This window comes from Ensifer sp. LBL, from assembly GCF_050435225.1.
Lineage (GTDB): Bacteria > Pseudomonadota > Alphaproteobacteria > Rhizobiales > Rhizobiaceae > Ensifer.
Window position 1 is genome coordinate 1 of the sequence record NZ_JBNDJY010000001.1, and the last position, 22,116, is coordinate 22,116.

At 62.0% G+C, this 22,116-nt stretch carries 22 protein-coding genes and 3 tRNA genes; 11 read left to right on the top strand and 14 right to left on the bottom strand.

Features of this window, described 5'->3' with window-relative positions:
* From OKW20_RS00005 to OKW20_RS00015, 3 genes are all read right to left on the bottom strand, one after another.
* The coding region (locus OKW20_RS00005) for a GTP-binding protein (RefSeq protein ID WP_429169611.1) at positions 1-278 on the bottom strand (278 nt) is incomplete at its 3' end.
* Positions 279-555: 277 nt separating this feature from the next.
* Positions 556-629, bottom strand: a tRNA-Gly gene (locus OKW20_RS00010).
* Between the two features lie 23 nt (positions 630-652).
* Positions 653-737: transfer RNA gene (locus OKW20_RS00015), tRNA-Tyr, on the bottom strand.
* Positions 738-954: 217 nt separating this feature from the next.
* On the opposite strand from OKW20_RS00015, the gene OKW20_RS00020 reads away from it, so the two are divergent.
* Positions 955-1,830 (top strand): TrmH family RNA methyltransferase, encoded by an 876-nt coding sequence (locus OKW20_RS00020; RefSeq protein WP_043614183.1) that lies wholly within the window; start codon positions 955-957, stop codon positions 1,828-1,830.
* Between the two features lie 185 nt (positions 1,831-2,015).
* Here the strand turns inward: OKW20_RS00020 and OKW20_RS00025 are convergent, their stop codons facing one another.
* Together OKW20_RS00025 and OKW20_RS00030 are read right to left on the bottom strand one after the other, a co-directional pair.
* Positions 2,016-2,306: a hypothetical protein gene (locus tag OKW20_RS00025; RefSeq protein WP_429171112.1), complete on the bottom strand. Its 291-nt coding sequence runs from the start codon at positions 2,304-2,306 to the stop codon at positions 2,016-2,018.
* Positions 2,307-2,437: 131 nt separating this feature from the next.
* Positions 2,438-3,058, bottom strand: a complete 621-nt coding sequence (locus tag OKW20_RS00030; protein ID WP_429169612.1) for an FMN-dependent NADH-azoreductase — start codon at positions 3,056-3,058, stop codon at positions 2,438-2,440.
* 137 nt (positions 3,059-3,195) lie between these two features.
* On the opposite strand from OKW20_RS00030, the gene OKW20_RS00035 reads away from it, so the two are divergent.
* Positions 3,196-4,137 (top strand): LysR family transcriptional regulator, encoded by a 942-nt coding sequence (locus tag OKW20_RS00035; protein ID WP_192447229.1) that lies wholly within the window; start codon positions 3,196-3,198, stop codon positions 4,135-4,137.
* Positions 4,138-4,160: 23 nt separating this feature from the next.
* Here OKW20_RS00035 and OKW20_RS00040 read toward each other — a convergent pair whose 3' ends face one another.
* Both OKW20_RS00040 and OKW20_RS00045 read right to left on the bottom strand, forming a co-directional pair.
* Positions 4,161-4,322 carry a VOC family protein gene (locus OKW20_RS00040; RefSeq protein ID WP_429169614.1) on the bottom strand — a complete coding sequence of 54 codons (162 nt, stop codon included), beginning with the start codon at positions 4,320-4,322 and terminating at the stop codon, positions 4,161-4,163.
* Positions 4,323-4,362: 40 nt separating this feature from the next.
* A complete protein-coding gene (locus OKW20_RS00045; protein WP_429169615.1) occupies positions 4,363-4,683 on the bottom strand; it encodes a hypothetical protein in 321 nt (106 codons plus the stop codon).
* 253 nt (positions 4,684-4,936) lie between these two features.
* On the opposite strand from OKW20_RS00045, the gene OKW20_RS00050 reads away from it, so the two are divergent.
* A complete protein-coding gene (locus OKW20_RS00050) occupies positions 4,937-5,191 on the top strand; it encodes a hypothetical protein (protein WP_429169617.1) in 255 nt (84 codons plus the stop codon).
* A gap of 105 nt (positions 5,192-5,296) precedes the next feature.
* Here OKW20_RS00050 and OKW20_RS00055 read toward each other — a convergent pair.
* Positions 5,297-5,372, bottom strand: a tRNA-Thr gene (locus OKW20_RS00055).
* Positions 5,373-5,529: 157 nt separating this feature from the next.
* Between OKW20_RS00055 and OKW20_RS00060 the strand changes: the two genes are divergently transcribed.
* Positions 5,530-6,303, top strand: a complete 774-nt coding sequence (locus OKW20_RS00060; protein ID WP_043614170.1) for an NAD kinase — start codon at positions 5,530-5,532, stop codon at positions 6,301-6,303.
* Positions 6,304-6,405: 102 nt separating this feature from the next.
* Entirely contained in the window at positions 6,406-6,894 is a 489-nt protein-coding gene (locus OKW20_RS00065; protein WP_429169619.1) for a hypothetical protein, read from the top strand.
* Positions 6,895-6,962: 68 nt separating this feature from the next.
* On the opposite strand, the gene prfB is transcribed toward OKW20_RS00065, so the two are convergent.
* The 3 genes from prfB to OKW20_RS00080 form a co-directional block, all read right to left on the bottom strand.
* Positions 6,963-8,094 (bottom strand): peptide chain release factor 2 gene (gene prfB / locus OKW20_RS00070; protein WP_156134014.1). Its coding sequence is split into 2 segments (ribosomal slippage): positions 6,963-8,024 and positions 8,026-8,094, totalling 1,131 coding nucleotides; the frame shifts between segments, so codons are not numbered across the junction.
* A gap of 97 nt (positions 8,095-8,191) precedes the next feature.
* Positions 8,192-10,645, bottom strand: coding sequence for a penicillin-binding protein 1A (locus tag OKW20_RS00075; RefSeq protein WP_043614161.1), 2,454 nt, complete (start codon positions 10,643-10,645; stop codon positions 8,192-8,194).
* Between the two features lie 338 nt (positions 10,646-10,983).
* On the bottom strand, positions 10,984-12,228 hold the full coding sequence (locus OKW20_RS00080; RefSeq protein ID WP_429115130.1) for an N-acetylmuramoyl-L-alanine amidase: 1,245 nt from the start codon (positions 12,226-12,228) through the stop codon (positions 10,984-10,986).
* Positions 12,229-12,976: 748 nt separating this feature from the next.
* Between OKW20_RS00080 and OKW20_RS00085 the strand changes: the two genes are divergently transcribed.
* Entirely contained in the window at positions 12,977-15,781 is a 2,805-nt protein-coding gene (locus OKW20_RS00085) for an Rne/Rng family ribonuclease (RefSeq protein ID WP_429169621.1), read from the top strand.
* Positions 15,782-15,893: 112 nt separating this feature from the next.
* On the opposite strand, the gene OKW20_RS00090 is transcribed toward OKW20_RS00085, so the two are convergent.
* The gene (locus OKW20_RS00090; RefSeq protein WP_429169623.1) at positions 15,894-17,051 is read right to left on the bottom strand and encodes a pyridoxal phosphate-dependent aminotransferase; all 1,158 of its coding nucleotides are present in this window, start codon (positions 17,049-17,051) and stop codon (positions 15,894-15,896) included.
* 233 nt (positions 17,052-17,284) lie between these two features.
* On the opposite strand from OKW20_RS00090, the gene OKW20_RS00095 reads away from it, so the two are divergent.
* The 5 genes from OKW20_RS00095 to aat all read left to right on the top strand — a co-directional run bounded on the left by OKW20_RS00095 (position 17,285) and on the right by aat (position 21,091).
* The gene (locus OKW20_RS00095) at positions 17,285-18,052 is read left to right on the top strand and encodes a DsbA family protein (protein WP_043614156.1); all 768 of its coding nucleotides are present in this window, start codon (positions 17,285-17,287) and stop codon (positions 18,050-18,052) included.
* Positions 18,053-18,158: 106 nt separating this feature from the next.
* A complete protein-coding gene (gene aroQ, locus OKW20_RS00100) occupies positions 18,159-18,605 on the top strand; it encodes a type II 3-dehydroquinate dehydratase (RefSeq protein WP_043614153.1) in 447 nt (148 codons plus the stop codon).
* Positions 18,606-18,630: 25 nt separating this feature from the next.
* Positions 18,631-19,110 (top strand): acetyl-CoA carboxylase biotin carboxyl carrier protein, encoded by a 480-nt coding sequence (gene accB, locus OKW20_RS00105; protein ID WP_043614150.1) that lies wholly within the window; start codon positions 18,631-18,633, stop codon positions 19,108-19,110.
* A gap of 12 nt (positions 19,111-19,122) precedes the next feature.
* A complete protein-coding gene (gene accC, locus OKW20_RS00110) occupies positions 19,123-20,466 on the top strand; it encodes an acetyl-CoA carboxylase biotin carboxylase subunit (RefSeq protein WP_043614147.1) in 1,344 nt (447 codons plus the stop codon).
* A 10-nt stretch (positions 20,467-20,476) separates the two neighbouring features.
* On the top strand, positions 20,477-21,091 hold the full coding sequence (aat, locus tag OKW20_RS00115) for a leucyl/phenylalanyl-tRNA--protein transferase (protein WP_043614144.1): 615 nt from the start codon (positions 20,477-20,479) through the stop codon (positions 21,089-21,091).
* A gap of 39 nt (positions 21,092-21,130) precedes the next feature.
* Here aat and OKW20_RS00120 read toward each other — a convergent pair whose 3' ends face one another.
* Together OKW20_RS00120 and OKW20_RS00125 are read right to left on the bottom strand one after the other, a co-directional pair.
* Positions 21,131-21,583 (bottom strand): DUF2155 domain-containing protein, encoded by a 453-nt coding sequence (locus OKW20_RS00120; RefSeq protein WP_043614142.1) that lies wholly within the window; start codon positions 21,581-21,583, stop codon positions 21,131-21,133.
* Positions 21,584-21,704: 121 nt separating this feature from the next.
* Positions 21,705-22,100, bottom strand: a complete 396-nt coding sequence (locus OKW20_RS00125) for an NADH:ubiquinone oxidoreductase subunit NDUFA12 (protein ID WP_043614139.1) — start codon at positions 22,098-22,100, stop codon at positions 21,705-21,707.
* Positions 22,101-22,116 lie beyond the last annotated feature (16 nt).

The following is a 22,116-nucleotide window of genomic DNA, read 5'->3' on the forward strand; positions in this document are numbered from 1 at the left end:
TGCGCTGCACCGGTGATCATGTTCTTGACGTAGTCGGCGTGGCCGGGGCAGTCAACGTGAGCGTAGTGACGGTTCGGCGTCTCATACTCAACGTGCGCCGTCGAAATCGTGATACCACGGGCCTTTTCTTCCGGAGCGGCGTCGATCTGGTCGTACGCCTTGAACTCGCCGAAGTACTTCGTGATCGCTGCGGTCAGCGACGTCTTGCCATGGTCAACGTGGCCAATCGTGCCAATGTTAACGTGCGGCTTGTTGCGCTCAAATTTGCTCTTTGCCATGGGTACGTTTCCTGTGGTCAAGTATGAATAATGATCAGCCGGCAGGGCCGGTTTGTGGAGCCGTTTAAGGGTTTCAGGGGATTTGCGCAAGACTTAATTGCGCGCGCCCGGACCGGCCGCCGACGGCCTCTTCCTGGCGATATATAAGAAGCGCGCAACGCCGGTACAAGATTGGGCATCATCGCGCCGCGAATCGCTGCGGTTGCAGAACATTCAAGCGCTTAGCGGCGAATGTTTATTCGCTACATTAATCTGAAAGGAAGGAGGACACCGCTATTGGAGCGGGTAGCGGGAATCGAACCCGCGTATTCAGCTTGGAAGGCTGCTGCTCTACCATTGAGCTATACCCGCGGGCCTTCGATCCAGAAGCAGAATGGTGGAGGGAGTTGGATTTGAACCAACGTAGGCTGAGCCAACGGATTTACAGTCCGTCCCCTTTAACCACTCGGGCATCCCTCCATTATTCTGTCGGGATCTTTCGACCAAGCATTTGAGATCGTGAGACAACCAGCGACTTGTCGGTGCCGCTCTCGATCTGTGGCCGGGTATATGACTGCCTCGTTTCGTCCTGTCAACACGGCTCGGTGCAAAAAATCCGATTTTCTCCACAGCCGCAAAATTACCCCCAGCGCGGAAAACCATTTCGCCGGACAGGCAAGCCCTCTATAAGACGCCAATGAGCAAAGATCGCACCGGCGACAAGAGCGCCAAGGACACCCATTACGCAAACCTCAGGCGCGCGCACCGCGATGCCAAGCGCGAGCGTGGCGAAATTCCAACCCCGAAAGAGGACAGGCGCCGCAAGGCGCCGGCCGACTGGAAAGCGCCGCAGCTCGCCCCAGAGCAAGTGCTGCTTTACGGCCTGCACACGGTTCGCGCCGCGCTGGACAATCCGGCGCGCCAGATCATTGGCCTCAGCGTGACCCAGAACGCCGCCGCAAGGCTGGAACTCGGGGAGCTTTCGGCCCTGCCCTTCCCGGTCGAAACGGTGACGCCACAGGATCTCGACAAGATTCTCGGTCCCGACGCGATCCACCAGGGCGTGATGCTCGAAACGCGTCCGCTGCCGCATCGCCGGCTCGAGGCGCTACGCGACTGCCCGCTGATCCTCGTGCTCGACCAGGTAACCGATCCGCACAATGTCGGCGCCGTCATGCGCTCGGCCGTGGCTTTCGATGCCGGCGCGCTGATCACCACCATGCGCCACAGCCCGACCGAATCGGGCGTGCTCGCCAAATCGGCCTCCGGCGCGCTGGAAATGATCCCCTATATCCAGATCACCAACCTTGGTGATGCCATCGAGGAACTGCATCGACTGGGCTTCCAGACGATCGGCCTTGATTCGGAAGGACCGCAGCCGCTGGAAGGAACGTTCAGCGGCGAGAAGATCGCGCTCGTACTCGGCTCCGAAGGCAAGGGGCTCCGGCAGAAGACCCGCTCGATCGTCAACGACCTTGCCCGGCTCGACATGCCTGGCGCGATCAAGTCGCTGAACGTCTCGAACGCGGCGGCGATCGCCATGTATGCGGCACGCCAGTATCTGAAGCGCTGACATCGCCCCGGACGCTCTTGGCCGCCTCAGCGTTACGGCGCCGGCGGCCACATCATCCGGCTCCAAAGCCGTGGCTTTAACGCGAAATGGCGCCTGTGGATATCTTCGCAGCGGTCGAATTGCGGAGCGTGATGCCGTGCGATTTCGAAAGAGCAGGAAAGAGGACGGCAAGCCGCGCCGACCCGTCACAAACCGACGGATTGCAGCGCAGGGCGACTGGGCGTGCTCATCCCTGCCGTCGGGCAGCCTTCACGCAATTTCTTCCAGGTGGTGACGTTGAGGTTCATCTCGCAGCGCGCGAGATAGGCGCTGCCATCGACGCGCAGGCAGGCGACCTGCCCGAGCTCGTATTTGGAGCCGTCTCGGTTGCGGCAGGTGCAGCCATGATCCGGCGGCGCAGCCAGCGTGGCTTCGGCGGCGAACAAGAAGGCCACCGCAGCGGTCATGCTCCAAAGGATCGTCCGCCCGTCCATCATGAGGGCATTATAAAGCAGATATCGATATTCGAAAACGGACAATGCCGGCTGCTTGCGCAACCGGCACCGTCCGCACGCGGGGCATACGCCCCTCCCACCGGATCACCTCGGTGATCCGCTGAACTTAGTTCTTAGCTCGCCAGGCGAAGCACGTTGCCTTCGGAGATGGTCTTTTCAGCCTCGGCGATCGCAAACTGCTTGGAGTCGGCGCTGAGGTTCAGGCCTTCAGCGCGAACGAACTCGACGTCGGTGACGCCCAGGAAGCCGAAGACCGTCTTCAGGTAGGATTCCTGGTGATCCATGACGGCCGCCGGGCCGGCGGAGTAATGGCCGCCACGGGTGGAGGCGACGATGACCTTCTTGCCCTTGGCGAGGCCTTCCGGACCGTTCTCCGTGTAGCGGAAAGTCTTGCCGGAGACGGCGATACGGTCGATCCAGACCTTCAGCTGGCTCGGAATGCCGAAGTTGTACATCGGCGCGCCGATGATGACGGTGTCGGCGGCCAGGAACTCTTCCAGCATGTCGCGGCCGAGCTTGACGTCCGCAGCAAGGCCGGCGTCGACGCCTTCGAGGTCGGCCGGGGCCATGATCTGGGCGCCGGTCAGATGCGGCAGCGAGCTGGCAGCGAGGTCGCGATAGGTCACCTGGGCATCCGGGCGGTCAGCCTTGACCTGGGCGGCAAGGGCGGCCGTCAGACGGCGGGAAACCGAGTGGTCGCCAAGGATACCGGAGTCGATATGAAGAACGTTCATGGGAACACCTTTGTGTTTACGTTGCGGTGATCCACATATGAGGGGAAAACAATGGCCCGATAAGCCAGCGGATATTTGACATACTGTTTCCAGACGGAAACAATCATATCCATCATCCGCACCTCGGAGACAGGACAATGCAGGATCTGAACGACCTCGGGCTTTTTGCCGCCGTCGTGCGAAACAACGGCTTCAGTGCTGCGGCACGGGACCTCAATATACCCAAATCCAAGCTCAGCAAACATGTGGCCCGACTGGAGGAGCAGCTCGGGGTGCGGCTGCTCGAGCGTTCGACCCGCAAGCTGCGTGTCACCGACATCGGCCGGGTGTTCTACGAGCATTGCCAGAGCCTTCTCGACGGGGTGGCTGCCGCAGAGGCGGAGATCGCCGCCGTGCGCGCCGAACCTTCGGGCACGGTCCGGCTCGCCTGCCCGCTCGGCTTCACCCCGATGCTTGCCGATATCCTGCCAGCGTTTCACCGCCGCTACCCCGGCGTCCGGCTGCTGATTACAGCCACCAACCGTCGCATCGACCTGATCGAGGAGCGGGTCGACGTGGCGCTGCGCGCCCGCGGCCAGCTCGATACGGACAACCAGTTGATCATCCGCAAGTTCGGCGAGGTGCGCGAGCGGCTTGCCGCCAGCCCCACCTTCCTTGCCCGCTCGGGCGAGATCACGATCGAGAACCTCAGCCAGCAGGCGACGCTGTCGATGAACGAACAGCACCCGACCGACGTCTGGCGGCTGGTTTCGATCGACGGCAACACGACGGAAATCACCCACCGCCCGATCATCGGCTGCAGCGACTTCCTGATTCTTGAGCGCGCCGCGATCGAAGGCATGGGGGTCGCGCTCTTGCCCGACCATATCTGCGAGCGCGCTTTCCGCGCCGGCGTGCTTGCGCCGGTGCTGCCGGAATGGACGTCGAACGACGTCGTCGTGCACCTCGTCTTCCCGTCCCGCCAGGGCATGTTGCCGGCGACAAGAGCCTTGATCGACTATCTGGCCGAGAACCTGCTCAACGCCCTGCAGAAATGCCGCGAGGTTCCTGTGCGCATGGGGCCGTCCTTCGACATCTGATCCTGCCGTAGTGCGGCTTTCCGTCAGCATCGGCAGATCATCAGCACATTGCCGTCGGGATCGCGTATCGTGAACCATTGCTCGGACTGCACTGGCATCACGATCTCGACGCCGAGGGCCCGTGCATGGCTGGTTGCGGCCGCGACATATTCAGTGTCGAAGTGAAGATGCGTGGAGCCGCTCATCGATCAAACGTTGACCGCCGACCAGGGTCGGCTCCGCATGTCATTCGCTGCACTGCTCGCCGCTTTCAAGCTCGGCAAAGGATCTGGCGCCGGCGTCGTATCGGTAGGCGATCACCTGCACCGTGCAGGCGTCCTCATACCGGGCGCACGCTTGCATCGAAACGCAAAGATGGCCTTGAACACCCCAGACCTTTGCAGGCGGCTTGTCATAGATGCCTTCGTAGATCGTCTGCGTCCGCCTAGCGCCGTCATGCCACTCAACCACGATCTCCGAACGAAAGTGGTCATAGCCGATGTTGCTGAATCCCACGGAATACCGGACCGACCCCAAGCCGGAAACTTGCGTCGCGCCGGAACTCATTTCCGCCCAATCGGATCCCTCCTGCGCGTTGGCAGGGCTCCAAACGATGACACCGCACAGCAGAACGCACGCCGCCCATCCGATCGGCGCCAGCGCTGCGGGTATGGCGAAGCTGGCTTTGGTCGCTGCTGAAAGAACGTGTTCGATGATCAGGACCTTTCCAAGAGAACCAGCCGAGGAATGCTCGTCTGCCGCTTATCAAAAACGGGAGGAACAATCGGCGGTGGCCGAAACCACTGATTCCCTATAGTTCATGAGTATGAGAACTCTTGGAAGACTGCTCGTCTCCGCCGTCCTGGCATTCCTTGTCAGCCTGATCGTCGCCGGACTGTTCCTGCCGGTCTACGACATATTCGAGGGCGGACCGCACAACTGCCTGGAGGATGGCATTGCGGCATGCGTCGCCGGCATACCGCTGAGCGCGCTGATCTATGGACCGCTGTTTTCGATTGTCGGCGTTGTGATCGGCACGCCTGTGTTCATGGCCATCTTTGCGATGCGTGACTGACGGCTCGCTTTGCGTCGACGGTGTATCCGCAGCAACGCCCCGAACAATCAAACCCCGGCACGGTAGCCGCCAAAAAATCGGAAAAACTATGGGGAAGAAATGAAGTGGTGCCCCCAGAGAGACTCGAACTCCCGACCTACTGATTACAAATCAGCCGCTCTACCAACTGAGCTATAAGGGCACTTGCTTTGGTGGGAGTTACCATAATCTCATGTGGTGTAAAGCAAAATTGCGAATTCTCCCAATTTTTCAGATGCGTTCGGTTCCGGGCCATGCCAGAAACAATGGAGAACGATTGCCGCTGGCGGCGCATAACATATCGAGCGGACTAGAATTTCATGGCCCGAACGTTCACTTCCCTAGCCTTTCTCGCCTCGTCTGCGGAAGAGGCACAAAAGGCTGCGGCTGATCTCAAGGCGATCTATGGCGACCATGATCCGTCGAAGGCCGATGTGATCGTCGCGCTTGGCGGCGACGGCTTCATGCTGCAGACGCTGCACCAGACTATGAACAGCGGCAAGCTGGTCTATGGCATGAACCGTGGCTCGGTCGGCTTCCTGATGAACCGCTACAGCACCGAGAATCTGACGGACCGGATCTGTCAGGCGGTCGAGAACGCTTTTCATCCGCTGGAGATGCAGACGACCGACGTCTATGGCGAGAGCTTCACGGCACTTGCGATCAACGAGGTCTACCTCTTCCGCCAGTCCTACCAGGCAGCAAAGCTTCGCGTGCTGATCGACGGCAAGACACGGCTGGAGGAGTTGACCTGCGACGGGCTGCTGGTCGCCACCCCTGCCGGCTCCACCGCCTACAATCTCTCCGCCCACGGACCGATCCTGCCGCTCGAGGCCCCGCTCCTGGCGATGACCCCGGTCAGCGCCTTTCGCCCGCGCCGCTGGCGCGGTGCGCTCCTGCCGAACCATGTCACGGTCGAGATCGAAATCCTCGAGGCCGACAAGCGGCCGGTGAACGCCGTGGCGGACCATCAGGAAGTAAAGTCGGTGGTCAGGGTGAAGATCGCCGAATCGGAAAACATGACGGCGCGTATCCTTTCGGATCCCGATCATTCCTGGTCGGACCGCATCCTGGCCGAGCAATTTTCGAACTGAGCGCACGTTCTCCGCGCGACCTATGGTATCATCCTGCCGGCCAGGTTTCCGCCGGCCCGCAGCAAACGGCAACCGAGCCGCCGCCTTAAGGACGACGACCCAATGCACAGATCCGCCCTCCTCGCGCTGTTCCTGTTTTTCAGCAGCACCGGCGCCAAGGCTCAGGATGCCAACATCGTTCCGCCTGAGGCGACCTTCGTGACCAGCACCGGCTACTGGGAGGAAAGCGGAGAGCCGCTGTCGTCACTCGACCCGAACGCCGCCGCCGAGAAGGCGGGCGACGCCCGGCGCGGCTACTACAAGCTGATCGCGCTTCGCCAGGCGGACGGAACCGCCCAAGTCCATCTGCAGCAGGTGGAAGCGACCTCGGCCGGCCCCGTGGTGATATCGTCGGCGGAACTCGAAGAATTCTCCGCACTCAAGGCCTATGTCACCGACATCCGTCCGGAGACATCGACCGGCGTCACCGCGCAGCCCGGCATGTTTGCGACCGTCTATCTGAAGACCGACCCATCGGTGAGAGAACCTGAGAGCTGGACCGTGCTCATCGATGATCTCGGCGACATCAAGATCGAGCGCGCTTCCAACTGAGCAAAAGAAAGGGCCGGATGTGAACATCCGGCCCTCTTCAATTTCAGTTCGGCAGACCACTGTCAGCCTTAATTCAAATCATCCACGACGGCATCCGCGCCACCGGCGACGCGATGTGCAAGCGCTGCTTCCATGAACTCGTTGAGCTCACCATCGAGAACGTCGCCCGGTGCCGTGCTTTCGACGCCGGTGCGCAGATCCTTGACCAGCTGGTAAGGCTGCAGGACGTAGGAGCGGATCTGGTGACCCCAGCCGATGTCGGTCTTCGACGCGGCTTCGGCGTTTGCGGCATCTTCCCGCTTCTTCAGTTCCGCTTCGTAGAGACGGGCGCGCAGCATGTCCCAGGCCTTCGCCCGGTTCTTGTGCTGCGAGCGCTCCTGCTGGCACTGCACGACGATGCCCGACGGGATGTGCGTGATGCGCACGGCCGAGTCGGTGGTGTTGACGTGCTGGCCGCCGGCGCCCGATGAACGGTAGGTGTCGATGCGGCAGTCGCTCTCGTTGATGTCGATCTGGATCGAATCGTCGACGACCGGGTAAACCCAGATCGAGGAGAACGAGGTGTGACGGCGGGCATTGCTGTCATAGGGCGAAATACGAACGAGGCGGTGTACGCCCGATTCGGTCTTCAGCCAGCCATAGGCATTGTGGCCCTTGACGAGCAACGTCGCGGACTTGATGCCAGCTTCTTCGCCGTCCTGGATTTCCATCAGCTCGACCTTGTATCCCTGGCGCTCGGACCAGCGGGTATACATGCGCAGAAGCATGTTGGCCCAGTCCTGGCTCTCGGTGCCGCCGGCACCCGAATGCACTTCGAGATAGGTGTCGTTCTGGTCGGCCTCGCCCGAGAGCATGGCCTCGACCTGCTTCTTGGCCGCTTCGGCCTGAAGTTCGCGCAGCGCCTGTTCGGCATCGGCGATGATCGCCGCGTCGCCCTCTTCCTCACCGAGCTCGATGAGTTCAATGTTGTCGTTGAGCTGCTGCTCGAAACGACGAAGGCCATTGATGCCGTCGTCGAGTTGCTGACGCTCGCGCATCAGCTTCTGCGCTTCCGCAGCATCGTTCCACAGGGTCGGATCTTCCGCCTTGTTGTTCAACCAGTCCAGTCGTCTTACCGCCTGATCCCAGTCAAAGATGCCTCCTCAGCAGGCTTATGGCCTGCTTGATTTCGTCGACAATATTCTCGATTTCGCTGCGCATGATCCTGCTTCTTGTGAACCGATAGGAAAGTGAGCGTCAAATAGCGATGCCCGCCGCTGATGTAAAGGCGGCGGGCATCGCGTGACGGGTATAAGGACTAGAACAGGCCGTTGGAACCGGAGGTCACTGCCTGGTTCGCCTGTGGCGAATTCTTGAGGATCTCTTCCGGCGGCACGTACTGGTCGAGACCGCCGATGACCGAGAAGGTGTCGGCCGGGCCGGTGCCGGGCTTGAAGGCCTCGATGATCGTGTCCGGCTCGCCCTCTTGGGCGGCCATGCCGGTCTTGCGGTTGACGGCGACCATGCTCATGCCCTCGGGCACGACGAACTTGCTCGGGCGGGTGCCCTTCACCGCTTCAGTCATGAAGTCGTTGAAGATCGGCACGGCGAGGCTGCCGCCGGTCGCGCCGCGGCCAAGTGGGGCCGGGTTGTCGAAGCCGAGATAAAGGCCGGCGACCATGTCGGGGGTATAGCCGACGAACCAGGCATCCTTTTCGTCATTGGTGGTACCGGTCTTGCCGGCAACCGGACGGTCGAGCTTGATCTTGCCCGCGGCCGTACCGCGCAGCACCACGCCCTCCATCATCGACGTGATCTGGTAGGAGGTCATCGGGTCGAGCACCTGCTCGCGGTTGTCGGTCAGAACAGGCTCTTCCTGGTTCTGCCAATCGCCGGCGTTGCAGTTATCGCAGGTGCGGTCCTCGTGACGGAAGATCGTCTTGCCGTAGCGGTCCTGGATGCGGTCGATCAACGACGGCTTGATCTGCTTGCCGCCATTGGCGAGAACCGAATAGGCCGAGACCATGCGCAGGACGGTGGTTTCGCCCGAACCCAGCGACATCGCCAAGAGCGGCGGCATCTTGTCATAGATGCCGAAGCGCTCGGCATACTCGGCAACGAGGTTCATGCCCATGTCGTTGGCGAGGCGAACGGTCATCAGGTTACGCGACTTCTCGATGCCGAGGCGCAGTGTCGACGGCCCGGCGGAGCCGCCGCCGTAGTTTTCCGGACGCCAGACCTGGCCGCCGGCGACGATCTCGATCGGCGCGTCGAGGATAACCGACGCCGGGGTATAACCGTTGTCGAGTGCGGCTGCGTAAACGAAGGGCTTGAACGACGAGCCCGGCTGGCGCATCGCCTGGGTCGCGCGGTTGAATTCGGACTGGCCATAGGAGAAGCCGCCGACCATCGCCAGCACACGGCCGGTCTGCGGGTCCATGGCGACAAGGCCACCTTGCACCTTCGGCGGCTGGCGCAGACGGTATTCGCCCTTTTCGGCGAGCGGCTCGACATAGATCACATCGCCGGCGCCGAAGACGCCTTCAGGCGATTTCGCCGACTTGCGGTCGCCGCTAGCGGAGCGATAGGCCCACTGCATGTTCTTGGCGGAGATGTGTCCGGTGACACGTTCGGCGACGATCTTGCCCGAAGCTTCCTTCTCCGGCTGGATGCCAATCTCGGCGCCCTGGCCGTCAACGGAAAGTACGACGGCGAGCTTCCATTCGGGCACGTCGCTGAAGGCGACGACCGCGCCGAGCGGCTCGCCCCAGTCGCCGCCGATCTCGATCGACTTGACTGGGCCGTGGAAGCCGCGACGCTCGTCATAGGTCAACAGACCGGTCTGAAGGGCCTTGCGTGCCGCGGTCTGGAGACGCGGGTCAAGCGACGTGCGGACAGACAGGCCGCCTTCATAAAGCGCGTTGTCGCCGTACTTCTGGATGATCTGACGACGGACTTCTTCGGCGAAGAAGTCGGATGCAAAGAGATGGGCGCCGCCACGGCGCGGATTGACGCCGAGCGGCTGCTTCTTGGCCTCTTCGCCATCGGCCTTGGTGACGTAGCCATTTTCGACCATGCGGTCGATCACCCAGTCGCGACGCTCGAGCGCTGCTGCGGTCTTGCGGAACGGATGGTAATTGGCCGGGCCTTTCGGAAGCGCTGCAAGATAGGCAGTCTCGGCAATGGTCAGTTCGGTCACCGACTTATCGAAATAGGTCAGCGCGGCGCCGGCGATGCCGTAAGAGTTCAGACCGAAGAAGATCTCGTTGAGATAGAGCTCGAGAATGCGGTCCTTGCTGTAGGCCTGCTCGATGCGGAAGGACAGGATCGCTTCCTTGACCTTGCGGTCGATCGTCTGGTCGGACGAAAGCAGGAAGTTCTTGGCCACCTGCTGTGTGATCGTCGAGGCACCGACCGGACGGCGGCCGGAGCCGAAGTTCTGCAGGTTTACCGCGATGGCGCGCGCGAGACCGGTGATGTCAACGCCCGGATGCTGATAGAAGTTCTTGTCTTCCGCCGAGATGAAGGCTGCCTTGACGCGATCCGGGATGGCCTGGATCGGCAGATAGAGGCGCCGTTCGCGGGCATATTCCGCCATCAGCGCGCCGTTGCCGGCGTGGAAGCGCGTGGTCACCGGTGGCGAATATTTCGCCAGCACCTCGTAGTCCGGCAGGTCCTTGGTGACGACACCAAGATAGAGCGCCACGGCTCCGGCCACACCCAGCAGCAGAAACGCGCCAATCCCGAAAAAATATCCAATCAGCCTGATCATCAGTCAGATACCGGTACCTTAATTATCGTCCAATTGCCGAACCGCCCGACTGACAGTCCATGCTCTGTCCTGCCGGCTTTTATGGCAGCGGCCCGACCAAACTCTTTCACGCGAAATCGTCTGGCGTCGCAGCGTCCCGCCAACCCGGCTCCTCATATGGCGGGGAACTCCGGGCTTCAACTCGTTTCTCAACAAATCCGGGCGCAATTCCGGTTAGGTCCCGGATTGTGCGTAAAATAGGGCTGTTATGCGATAATCCCGTGCGCATCCCGTTGAAAAGCATAGCGCTGTTACCGGGGCGACACAAATCACTTCGTTCCCGGACCTGCCTTCAAACGTCAGCCGCCGCTGGCGACGGCCTGCTCGCGGTAGCGCTGCACGGCGACGGCAAGACGCTCGGAAACCTTCTTGCGCCATTCCGGGTCGAGCAGCAGCTTTTCGTCCTCCTTGTTCGACAGGAAGCCCAGTTCAAGCAGGATCGAGGGTACGTCCGGCGCTTGCAGCACGCGGAAGCCGGCGAAACGGTGCGGATTGTTGATGAGATTGATCTGGCCCTCGAATGACGAAACGACGGCGCGCGCCATGTTGACGGAGAAGGCCTGCGTTTCGCGGCGCGTCAGATCGATCAGGATGTCGGCCACTTCCGCCGGCTCGCTCTGAAGCGGCACGCCGGCGATTTCGTCGGACAAGTTTTCGCGCGCGGCAAGGCTTGCGGCCAGATGGTCGGAGGCCTTGTCGGAGATGGTATAGACCGTCGCGCCGCGGATGTCCTTCTGGCGCAGCGCGTCCGCATGAAGAGAAATGAAGAGATGGGCGCCCTTGTTGCGGGCGATCTGCACGCGTTGGGGAAGCGAGAGGAAGACGTCCTTGTCGCGGGTGAGAAAAGCCTCGATCCCGGCGCCCTTGTTCAGGGCCTCGACGAGATCCTTCGCGAAGGCGAGCGTAACGTGCTTTTCTTCCGTCTTCGTTTCGCCGGCGAGCGCGCCGGTATCGATGCCGCCGTGGCCCGCATCGATCGCGATGATGAACGGCCCGCCTTCCCTCGTCGGGGCGACGGCAACCGGCCTGTCGGTCTTGGTGGCGGCAACCGATCCGGTCCACTGCTGTTCACCGAGAAGCGCATCGAAGCGCGCCTGGTCGACGCGCTCAGCATCGAGTACGAGGCGGTAGCCCTTGCCCCCCTCTTCCGCGACGACTTCCGCATGGGTGACCGCGACCGGGCCTTTTGCCGAAAGAACGATGCGGGAGCTGCCCGCGCCCATGCCGCCGTAGCGGATCGCATCGAACAGGCCACGCGGTTCAAGGCTGTCCGCTTTCAGGCCGAAGGCCGTTTCCGGCAGGTCGACCACGACACGAACGGGATCGGCGACATAGTGCAGGGAGAATTCCGGTTTGCGATCGAACTCGACGACGACGCGCGTGCGTGCATCGTCGCCTGCGATCCGTGCCGCAAAGGCGAGCAAAGGACCCGGCTCGACGGCCCCTGCCGCCGGCACGTTCCAAAGAAGACCGCCGGCTAGCAGCGACGCTCCGAGCAGAAGCCGGCCCGCGGGCGATATCAAAGACAACAGCGAACCACGCATACAAACCGCCAAAGGCCTCACCTCGGGCTCTCCACCACTTTCTCAGAAAACCAAACAGCAGCCGACACACGGCTGCTGTACGTACAGGTTGATCAATGAACCCTTATGGTTAACCAATGCTTGACAATGATCATCTTCCCCGGGCAGCGGGGACAATCGATTTACCGTTTATCGACCTACTCCACGTGGACAAGCGAATCGATCATTATTGTGGCGGCACGGGCTTTTCCCTTGCCAATGTGACATAGAAAACATAAAAGCGTCACAAGGAGAAAGTGTTGACGGGATAGAACAGTCGACCGGGCAGCCGGAGCTTCTCCAAAGCTTGGCGCCAGGGTGCGGTCGAACCGGATTGACCGGTTAACTTATCGCATTTCCGCGGTCGCAAGATGTTCATCCGCCGTCGCTGCATTTCCTCCCCGTACACTGGATCGCAAATTTCCGGCGGTGGCCGGAGTTCTTGATGGTGATTTTTCACCGACGCCCGCAAGCGGGCGCATTCATCGGGTCTTCATGAGACCTTAGACATTGGCATTCTTGTTTGGTCATTGATGTTGACTCAGCAGTATCGGTCAGAAGTAGCGCGGCCCCGGGACACACATGTTCCGGCTGTCGTCTGGCTGCTGCACCATCGCCTGCGCCAAACAGGAACTTTCATATCCGGCGCACCTTCCGACGTGTTTGGCAGTCTTCCTAAGGAAGCAGGTCTGTCTCCCGTTTCGCTGGCGCGCCGAGGAGCACAGCTTAGATGGCAGAGAAAATGCTTATCGATGCGTCTCATTCAGAAGAGACGCGCGTCGTTGTCGTTCGCGGGAACCGCATAGAAGAGTTCGACTTCGAGTCGGAACACAAGAAGCAGATCCGCGGCAATATCTACTTGGCGAAGGTCACCCGGGTGGAGCCCTCGCTCCAGGCCGCCTTCGTCGATTACGGCGGCAACCGCCACGGGTTCCTGGCTTTCGCCGAAATCCACCCCGACTACTACCAGATCCCGCTCGCCGACCGTCAGGCGCTCTTGAAGGCCGAAGCCGAAGAAGCGCGGCGCGACGACGACATCGAGCATGTCGAGACCGCCCCTGCCCCGGCAAGCGAACTCTCCGTTCCCGTGGATCTCGAAATCGTCACGGAAGCTGACGCTGAAGCCGAGTCGGTCGCAGCCGTCGCTGACGCCGCACCGGTCGCCGAAGAGGAAGCCCCGGCCGAAAAGCCGAAGGCGAAGCCGAAGCGCACCCGCAAGACCAAGGCCAAGGCTGCGGAAGAAGCCGCTGCTGCGTCGGCCGATGGCGACGAGAGCAATGGCGGCGAGATGGCTGCCATGGTCGATACCGATGCCATTTCCGAGGATGTCGACAGCCGTCGTCGCCATGACGACGACGATGATGACGACGACAGCCACGACGGCGAAAAAGAAATCATCGAATCCGTCGGCGCCGAAGACGCCATGGAAGAGGTTCCGGACCGCCAGGTTCGCAAGCCGCGCAAGCAGTACCGCATCCAGGAAGTCATCAAGCGCCGCCAGATCCTGCTCGTTCAGGTCGCCAAGGAAGAGCGCGGCAACAAGGGCGCGGCACTGACGACCTATCTGTCGCTCGCCGGCCGTTACTCGGTGCTGATGCCGAACACCGCACGCGGCGGCGGCATCTCCCGCAAGATCACCAACCTGCAGGACCGCAAGCGCCTGAAGGAAATCGCACGCGGCCTCGAAGTGCCGCAGGGCATGGGCGTGATCCTGCGCACCGCCGGCGCCAACCGCACCAAGGTCGAGATCAAGCGCGACTTCGAATATCTGATGCGCCTGTGGGAAAACGTCCGCACGCTGACGCTGAACTCCACAGCCCCCTGCCTCGTCTATGAGGAAGGCAGCCTGATCAAGCGCTCGATCCGCGATCTCTACAACAAGGACATCAGCGAGATCATCGTTTCCGGCGAGGAAGGCTACAAGGAAGCCAAGGGCTTCATGAAGATGCTGATGCCGAGCCACGCCAAGGTGGTTCAGCCTTACCGCGACGTGCATCCGATCTTCTCGCGCTCCGGCATCGAAGCGCAGCTCGACCGCATGCTGCAGCCGCAGGTAACGCTGAAGTCCGGCGGCTACATCATCATCAACCAGACCGAAGCGCTGGTTTCGATCGACGTCAACTCCGGCCGTTCGACGCGCGAGCACTCGATCGAAGACACCGCACTCCAGACGAACCTGGAAGCGGCGGAAGAAGTGGCACGCCAGCTGCGCCTGCGCGACCTTGCTGGCCTCGTCGTCATCGACTTCATCGACATGGAAGAAAAGCGGAACAACCGCTCGGTCGAGAAGCGCCTGAAGGATTGCCTGAAGAACGATCGCGCCCGCATCCAGGTCGGCCGCATCTCGCATTTCGGCCTGCTCGAAATGTCGCGCCAGCGCATTCGCGCCTCGGTGCTCGAATCGACGATGCAGACCTGCCCGCACTGCAACGGCACGGGTCATGTTCGCTCGCAGTCCTCCGTCGCCCTGCACGTGCTGCGCGGCATCGAGGAACATCTGCTCAAGAACACGACGCACGACATCACCGTGCGCACCATCCCGGATATCGCGCTCTACCTGCTCAACCAGAAGCGCGGCACGATCATGGACTACGAAGCCCGCTTCGGCGTCTCGATCATCATCGAGGCTGACGCCCATGTCGGCGCACAGCACTTCGCGATCGATCGCGGCGAGCCGGTCGAAAACCCAGTCAAGATCGAACAGCTGCTGCACTTCGAGCCGGAAGAGGAAGAAGACGACGTCGTGATCGAAGAGGATCTCGACGAGGAAGAAGCAGAAGAAGTCGCCGGCGAACAGCGCCAGGAACAGCCGAAGGCTGCTGCCCAGTCCGACGATCAGAATGGACGCAAGCGCAAGCGCCGTCGCCGCCGTCGCGGCAAGGGTGGCCAGCAGGCCGAAGGCAGCGCCCTCCAGGTTTCCGAATCGGCAGGCGATGCTGACGACGGTTCCGATGAGGACGAAGGCGATGACGAGGGCGTCGATGCAGACGCCGCGGCCGCCGATGGCGATCAGAAGCGCAAGCGCCGCCGCCGCGGCAAGCGTGGCGGCCGCCGCAACCGTCCGGAAGGCGAAGGTGAAGGTCAGCTCGAAGCCGATGCCGATGCGGAAGCCGGCGACGATGGCGCAGACGAATCCGAAGCCGTAGAAGCACCGGCCGCTGCAGCCGAGGTCGAAGTGGCCGTCGCCGTCGAGGAAACGGCTGTGGTTGCCGAAGAAGTCGAGGTGGCGGACGCAAAGCCTGCCAAGCCGAAGCGAACCCGCAAGAAGGCCGTCAAGGCTGAAGAACCGGCAGTCAGCGTCGACGAAGTTGCCCAGGCAGCGATCGAAGACCAGCCCGCCATTGCCGACCCGGCCGTCGAAGCGGTGGAAGAGGCTGCGGCCGACCTTGCCGAGACCAAGCCGGTGCGCGCCAACCGCGACCTCTCGAAGATCGCTTCCGAACCGGTGGTGACGTCGAGCGCGACGAAGCCCGAAGAGGAAGAGCCGGCCAAGCCGAAAAAGGGTGGCTGGTGGCAGCGCCGCGGCTTCTTCTAAGCCGCGCTGCAAGCGCCAAACTCTGAAAATACGAAAGGCCCGGAGCGATCCGGGCCTTTTCCTTTAGACGGATGACAGAAGGGGCCTTGCCCCTGCGCGTTCGCTCAGGCGGTCACGCCAGCCAGCGTCCGATCCTGTCCATCGCCTCGACCATGTCGGCCTCGGCGCCAGCATAGGAGAAGCGCATCGTGCGGTGCCCTTCCAGCGGATCGAAGTCGAATCCCGGGGTCGCCGCGACATTGATCTCGGCGAGCATCCGCTTGGCAAAGGCCATGCTGTCATTGGTGAAGCGCGTGACATCCACGTAGGCGTAGAAGGCGCCGTCCATTGGCGAGGCGATCGCGAAGCCGATCTCCGGCAGCCGCTTCATCAGCATGTCCCGGTTGGCGGCATAGGCGGTCTTGTAGCGGTCGAGTTCCTCATGGGCGTCGAGTGCTGCTTCTGCCGCAATCTGCGAGAGCTCGGGCGGCGAGATGTAGAGGCTCTGCGCGATGCGCTCGAAACCGCGCACCTTGTCGGCCGGCAGCACCATCCAACCAATCCGCCAGCCGGTCATGCAGTAGTATTTCGAGAAGGAGTTGATGACGATCACCTCGTCGGTCACCTCCAGCGCGCTTGCCTCTTCGCCGGCAAAGGTCAGCCCGTGATAGATCTCGTCGGAGATGAAGGCGATCGATTCGGCCCGGCAATAGTCAGCCAGCGCCTTGAGGCCGGCCCTGCCCGTCACGGTGCCGGTGGGGTTGGCCGGGCTCGCCAAAAGCACGCCCTTCAATGGACGGCCTAATTTCGCAGCGGCACGTGAAAGACTTTCAGGCGTCAGAGTGAAACCGGTCTCGGCATTGGCCTCGACCTCGACGACCGTCAGGCCGAGGGCTGCGAGGATGTTGCGGTAGGCTGGGTAGCCCGGCCGCGCAATGGCAACACAGTCGCCGGGATCGAAGAGAGCCAGGAAGGCGAGATTGAAGCCGGCGGATGAGCCGGTGGTGACGGCCACCCGCTGCGGATCGAGCGCGATGCCGCGGCGCTTTTCATAGTGCCGGGCGATCGCGGTGCGCAGCGACAAGGTGCCAAGCGCATCGGTATAGCCGAGCCTGCCATGCTCAAGCGCCTTACGCGCAGCGTCGAGAGCTGCCTTGGGCGCCGGGTGGGCTGGCTGCCCGACCGCCATCGAGATCACCGGGTGGCCGGCATCGCGGCGGCGGGTCGCCTCCGCCAGGACGTCCATCGCATGGAAGGGTTCGACGGCACTGCGTTTTGACAAATCTACCAACGGAAAATCCTCGATATGCGGCTGTTCTCCAGCCCTTTGCCCGATGAAAATGACCTTCACAAGTCCGCGAGTGCCGTATTTCCGCCGATTTTGCCGTTTCGTTTCTGCAGCACCCACCCTATGCTGCCGGCATATTGCGGATACGAGGAATCCTGTTGTCATTCAGAACAGCCGGTTGACCCGGCGACACGCGATGGACGACACACGGGATACGCAAGGACAACGAGGTAGAAATGAACTTCAGCACCAAGATGATTGCCGCCGGGACGCTCGCAGCGCTCGTGGCCGGGGTCAGCCTGCCCCAGAACGCATTCGCGCTCGACGCGAAGCAGAAGGAAGAGATCGGCGCCTTCATCAAGGAATACCTGATCGCCAATCCGGAGATCATGCTCGAGGTCCAGGAGGCGCTGACGACGAAGCAGCGCGCCAAGCAGCAGGAAGCGGCGGAAGGCGCGATCACCGAGAACAAGAAGGCGATCTTCAATTCCGACTACGACATGGTGCTCGGCAACCCCAAGGGCGACGTCACCGTCGTCGAGTTCTACGACTACAATTGCGGCTACTGCAAACGCGCGCTTTCCGACATGGACGACATCCTCGCCAAGGACAAGAACGTGCGCTTCGTGCTGAAGGAACTGCCGATCCTCGGCCCAGATTCGCTGGCCGCCCACAAGGTGAGCGCCGCCTTCCGCCTGGTCGCTCCGGAAAAATACGGCGACTTCCACCGGGCGCTGCTCGGCGGCGAGGACCGCGCCACGGAGGAGACGGCGCTTGCGGTTGCCGCCAAGCTCGGCGTGTCGGAAAAGGACCTGCGCGCCAAGATGGAAAAGGAGCCGCATGACGCGGCCGTGCGCGAGGCCTACAGCCTTGCCAACGACCTCGGCATCACCGGAACGCCTTCCTACGTCATCGGCAACGAAGCGGTCTTCGGAGCCGTCGGCGCCGAGGAGATCGAAGGCAAGGTCGCCAATATGCGCGAATGCGGCAAGACCGCCTGCTGACAAACCTTCCCATGACTGTGGACAAATCCCGCGGGGGCCCAAAGGGCTTTTCCTCGCGGGACCATCAGTCTATAGGTAACCCTCCATGACCGGACCGGAATCCCTTATGCCATCGACCATTTTCGTGCTGAACGGCCCCAACCTGAATGCGCTGGGCAAGCGCGAACCGGGTATTTATGGCGGCCAGACGCTGGCCGACATCGAGGCCATGTGCAAGGCGGAAGGCAAGGCGCTCGGCTTCGACGTCGATTTCCGCCAGTCGAACCATGAGGGAACGCTGGTCGATTGGCTGCACGAGGCCGGCAACGTCGCCGCGGGCGTTGCAATCAACCCGGCTGCCTATGGCCACACGTCGATCGCACTTCATGATGCCATCCGCGCCATCGGCATTCCGGTCGTCGAACTGCACCTCTCGAACATCCATGCGCGTGAGGAGTTCCGCCACAAGTCGATGATCGCACCCGCCGTCAAGGGCGTCATCTGCGGCTTCGGCGCACAGAGTTACATTCTTGCGCTGCATGCGCTAAAGAACCTGACAAATCCGTCGAAATAAAAAGAACACAAGAGGCTCATATTCCATGGCTGACAAGAAACCAGGTATCGACCAGGCGCTGATCCGCGATCTCGCCAACATTCTCAAGGACACCGATCTGACCGAGATCGAAGTCGAGCAGGACGACCTGCGCATTCGCGTTTCGCGCAACGGCACGCCGGTTGCGATGCCGATGGCCATGCCGCAGATGCCGGCTTACCAGATGCCCGCCGCAGCGGCCGCCCCGGCAAACGCCGTTGCCGCTCCCGCCGCCGAGAGCGCCCGCGCATCGAAGAATGCCGTGACCGCGCCGATGGTCGGCACTGCCTACCTGTCCCCCGCACCGGGAGCCCGCCCCTTCGTTGAGGTCGGTGCCACGGTCAAGGAAGGCCAGACGATCCTCATCATCGAAGCGATGAAGACAATGAACCAGATCCCGGCTCCGCGCTCGGGCAAGGTCACCGAAATCTTCGTCCAGGACGCAGCCCCCGTCGAATATGGCGAACCGCTGATCGTAATCGAATAAGGCGGCGCGGCGATGATCTCGAAAATCCTCATTGCCAATCGCGGCGAAATCGCCCTTCGCGTGCTTCGTGCCTGCAAGGAACTCGGCATCGCCACGGTCGCCGTTCATTCCACGGCCGACGCCGACGCCATGCATGTGCGCCTCGCCGACGAGAGCGTCTGCATCGGCCCGCCGCCCTCGCGCGATAGCTATCTCAACATTCACCAGATCGTCGCCGCCTGCGAAATCACCGGTGCCGACGCCGTGCATCCGGGCTACGGCTTCCTGTCGGAAAACGCCAAGTTCGCCGAAATCCTCGAAGCGCACGACATCACCTTCATCGGCCCGACGGCGGAACATATCCGCATCATGGGTGACAAGATCACCGCCAAGCAGACGGCGCAGGAACTTGGCATCCCGGTCGTTCCGGGTTCCGACGGCGAAGTGAAGCCGGAGAACGCGCTCGAAGTCGCCCGCAAGATCGGCTTCCCGGTCCTGATCAAGGCGACCGCCGGTGGCGGCGGCCGCGGCATGAAGGTCGCCCGCAGCGAGGCGGACCTCGAGGAAGCCGTTGCGACGGCTCGCACCGAAGCGCTTGCCGCTTTCGGCAACGACGCCGTCTACATGGAGAAGTACCTCTCCAAGCCGCGTCACATCGAAATCCAGGTCGTCGGCGACGGCGCCGGCAATGCGGTGCACCTCGGCGAACGCGATTGCTCGCTTCAGCGCCGTCACCAGAAGGTCTGGGAAGAGGCGAATTCGCCGGCCCTCAACGTCGATCAGCGCATGAAGATCGGCCAGATCTGCGCCGACGCGATGAAGAAGCTGAAGTATCGCGGCGCCGGCACGGTCGAGTTCCTCTACGAGAACGGCGAGTTCTATTTCATCGAAATGAACACCCGTCTTCAGGTCGAGCATCCGATCACCGAAGCGATCACCGGCATCGACCTCGTGCACGAGCAGATCCGCGTCGCCTCCGGCGGTGGTCTCTCTGTCCAGCAGGAAGACATCGTGTTTTCCGGCCACGCGATCGAGTGCCGCATCAATGCCGAAGACCCGCGCACCTTCGTCCCCTCCCCGGGCACGATCACGCATTTCCACGCGCCGGGCGGTCTTGGCGTGCGCGTCGATTCGGGTGCCTATCAGGGCTACCGGATCCCGCCTTACTACGACAGCCTGATCGGCAAGCTGATCGTGCATGGCCGCACCCGCGTCGAATGCATGATGCGCCTGCGCCGCGTGCTTGACGAATTTGTCATCGACGGCATCAAGACGACGCTTCCGCTGTTCCAGGACCTGATCAATAATCAGGATATCGCCAACGGCGACTATGATATCCATTGGCTGGAAAAGCATCTGGCCGCCACGTCCGAGTAAGGACCAGACATTGAAAGGGACGCGCAGCAAGCAGCCCGATATCACGCCGGACATGCTGCTGCGCGCCTATTCGATCGGCCTCTTCCCGATGGCCGATTCGGCCGATGATCCGGAGCTCTTCTGGGTCGAGCCGGAAATTCGCGGGGTGATCCCGCTCGCAGGCTTCCACACCTCTCGCAGCCTCGCCAAGACCATCCGCCGAAAGCCTTTCGACATCCGCTTCAACACCGCCTTCGAAGCGGTCATGGACGGCTGCGCTGCCCCTGCTCCCGACCGGCCGACCACCTGGATCAACAACAAGATCCGCACGCTCTACGCGACACTGCACTCGATGGGCTATGCCCACAGCGTCGAAGCCTGGGAAGGCGACCAACTGGTCGGCGGGCTTTACGGGGTTTCGCTGGGCTCCGCCTTCTTCGGCGAAAGCATGTTTTCCAGACGCACCGACGCCTCGAAGATCTGCCTCGTGCATCTGGTCGAGCGACTGAAGGCGCGCGGCTTCGAACTGCTCGATACACAGTTCACCACCGAACACCTGAAGTCGTTCGGCGCCGTCGACGTGCCGAAGGCGGAATACGAAGTGTTGCTCGCGAACGCGATGTCGTCGCCCGACCTCGCCTTCTAACCAAGCCAGATTTTAAAGAATGGGGATATGCCCCGCCGCTCAGCGCTTCTGCGCGGTATCCGGCGGCGGCAGGTCCGAGGTCGCCTTGCAGGACTGCAGCCAGACGTCATAGACCGGATGCTCGACGGCGTTCAGACCGGGGCTGTCGGCAAACATCCAACCGGTGAAGATGCGGCGGATCTTGCGGTCGAGCGTGATTTCCTCGACCTCGACGAAGGTGGTGATCTTCTGCGCTTCCGTATCGTCACGGCTGTAGCAGACGCGCGGCGTGACCTGAAGAGCGCCGAACTGCACGGTCTCGCCGATATAGACGTCGAAGGTGGTGATGCGGCCGGTGATCTTGTCGATGCCGGAGAAGACGGCAACGGCGTTGGAAAGGCGGGCTGCGTCAACGGCTTCCGCAGATGCGACCAGCGGCAAAGCGGCAAGCAGGGACAAGCCCAAACGCCGTGCTCCTTGGCCGATTGCCTTGCGCAGATCAGAACCTGCCATCGTCGCCTGTCTCCCGCGTATCCTGTTCGTCATGGATTTCAGGCGCTAACCGTCAATTGTGGCCGCGCCATGATCGAGGAACCCATTCCGCGGTCCGTCGTCGTCACTGAGAACAGATTATTCAGGAACCGGGCGTCCAGGCGTCGTAGTCGCCGGTCACGCGCGGGCGCTTGCCGGTGGCAGCGATCGAGCCCTGTGGGCGGTAGGCGTTGGCCGTGCCGGTCGGATTGGCGCGGTGCGCCTTCTGCCATTCGCGCGGCGTGTACTTTTCATCGGCCGGCGAAACGTCGGTCCGGTGATGCATCCAGCCGTGCCAGCCGGCCGGAATGGCGGAAGCTTCGGCGTAGCCGTTGTAGATCACCCAGCGGCGGGTGCGGCCTTCGGAGTCCTTGCCGCCCTGGTAGTAGACATTGCCGAGTTCGTCTTGACCGACCCGTTGACCGTGGCGCCAGGTGTGAAAGCGCGTTCCGATCGTCTGTTCGTTCCACCAGGTGAAAATCTGCAGCAGGAGCTTCATGGATGCCGTCCTTGAC

Bases quoted from the DNA above. Each gene is read 5' to 3' on its own strand.
- OKW20_RS00095 (WP_043614156.1), top strand. From the start codon at position 17,285: ATGAACTTCAGCACCAAGATGATTGCCGCCGGGACGCTCGCAGCGCTC.
- OKW20_RS00080 (WP_429115130.1), bottom strand. From the start codon at position 12,228: ATGCGTGGTTCGCTGTTGTCTTTGATATCGCCCGCGGGCCGGCTTCTG.
- OKW20_RS00065 (WP_429169619.1), top strand. From the start codon at position 6,406: ATGCACAGATCCGCCCTCCTCGCGCTGTTCCTGTTTTTCAGCAGCACC.
- OKW20_RS00125 (WP_043614139.1), bottom strand. From the start codon at position 22,100: ATGAAGCTCCTGCTGCAGATTTTCACCTGGTGGAACGAACAGACGATC.
- OKW20_RS00035 (WP_192447229.1), top strand. From the start codon at position 3,196: ATGCAGGATCTGAACGACCTCGGGCTTTTTGCCGCCGTCGTGCGAAAC.
- OKW20_RS00045 (WP_429169615.1), bottom strand. From the start codon at position 4,683: ATGAGTTCCGGCGCGACGCAAGTTTCCGGCTTGGGGTCGGTCCGGTAT.
- accB (WP_043614150.1), top strand. From the start codon at position 18,631: ATGGCTGACAAGAAACCAGGTATCGACCAGGCGCTGATCCGCGATCTC.
- OKW20_RS00025 (WP_429171112.1), bottom strand. From the start codon at position 2,306: ATGATGGACGGGCGGACGATCCTTTGGAGCATGACCGCTGCGGTGGCC.
- OKW20_RS00020 (WP_043614183.1), top strand. From the start codon at position 955: ATGAGCAAAGATCGCACCGGCGACAAGAGCGCCAAGGACACCCATTAC.
- OKW20_RS00085 (WP_429169621.1), top strand. From the start codon at position 12,977: ATGGCAGAGAAAATGCTTATCGATGCGTCTCATTCAGAAGAGACGCGC.
- OKW20_RS00050 (WP_429169617.1), top strand. From the start codon at position 4,937: ATGAGTATGAGAACTCTTGGAAGACTGCTCGTCTCCGCCGTCCTGGCA.
- OKW20_RS00120 (WP_043614142.1), bottom strand. From the start codon at position 21,583: ATGGCAGGTTCTGATCTGCGCAAGGCAATCGGCCAAGGAGCACGGCGT.
- aroQ (WP_043614153.1), top strand. From the start codon at position 18,159: ATGCCATCGACCATTTTCGTGCTGAACGGCCCCAACCTGAATGCGCTG.
- OKW20_RS00060 (WP_043614170.1), top strand. From the start codon at position 5,530: ATGGCCCGAACGTTCACTTCCCTAGCCTTTCTCGCCTCGTCTGCGGAA.
- OKW20_RS00040 (WP_429169614.1), bottom strand. From the start codon at position 4,322: ATGAGCGGCTCCACGCATCTTCACTTCGACACTGAATATGTCGCGGCC.
- accC (WP_043614147.1), top strand. From the start codon at position 19,123: ATGATCTCGAAAATCCTCATTGCCAATCGCGGCGAAATCGCCCTTCGC.
- OKW20_RS00075 (WP_043614161.1), bottom strand. From the start codon at position 10,645: ATGATCAGGCTGATTGGATATTTTTTCGGGATTGGCGCGTTTCTGCTG.
- OKW20_RS00030 (WP_429169612.1), bottom strand. From the start codon at position 3,058: ATGAACGTTCTTCATATCGACTCCGGTATCCTTGGCGACCACTCGGTT.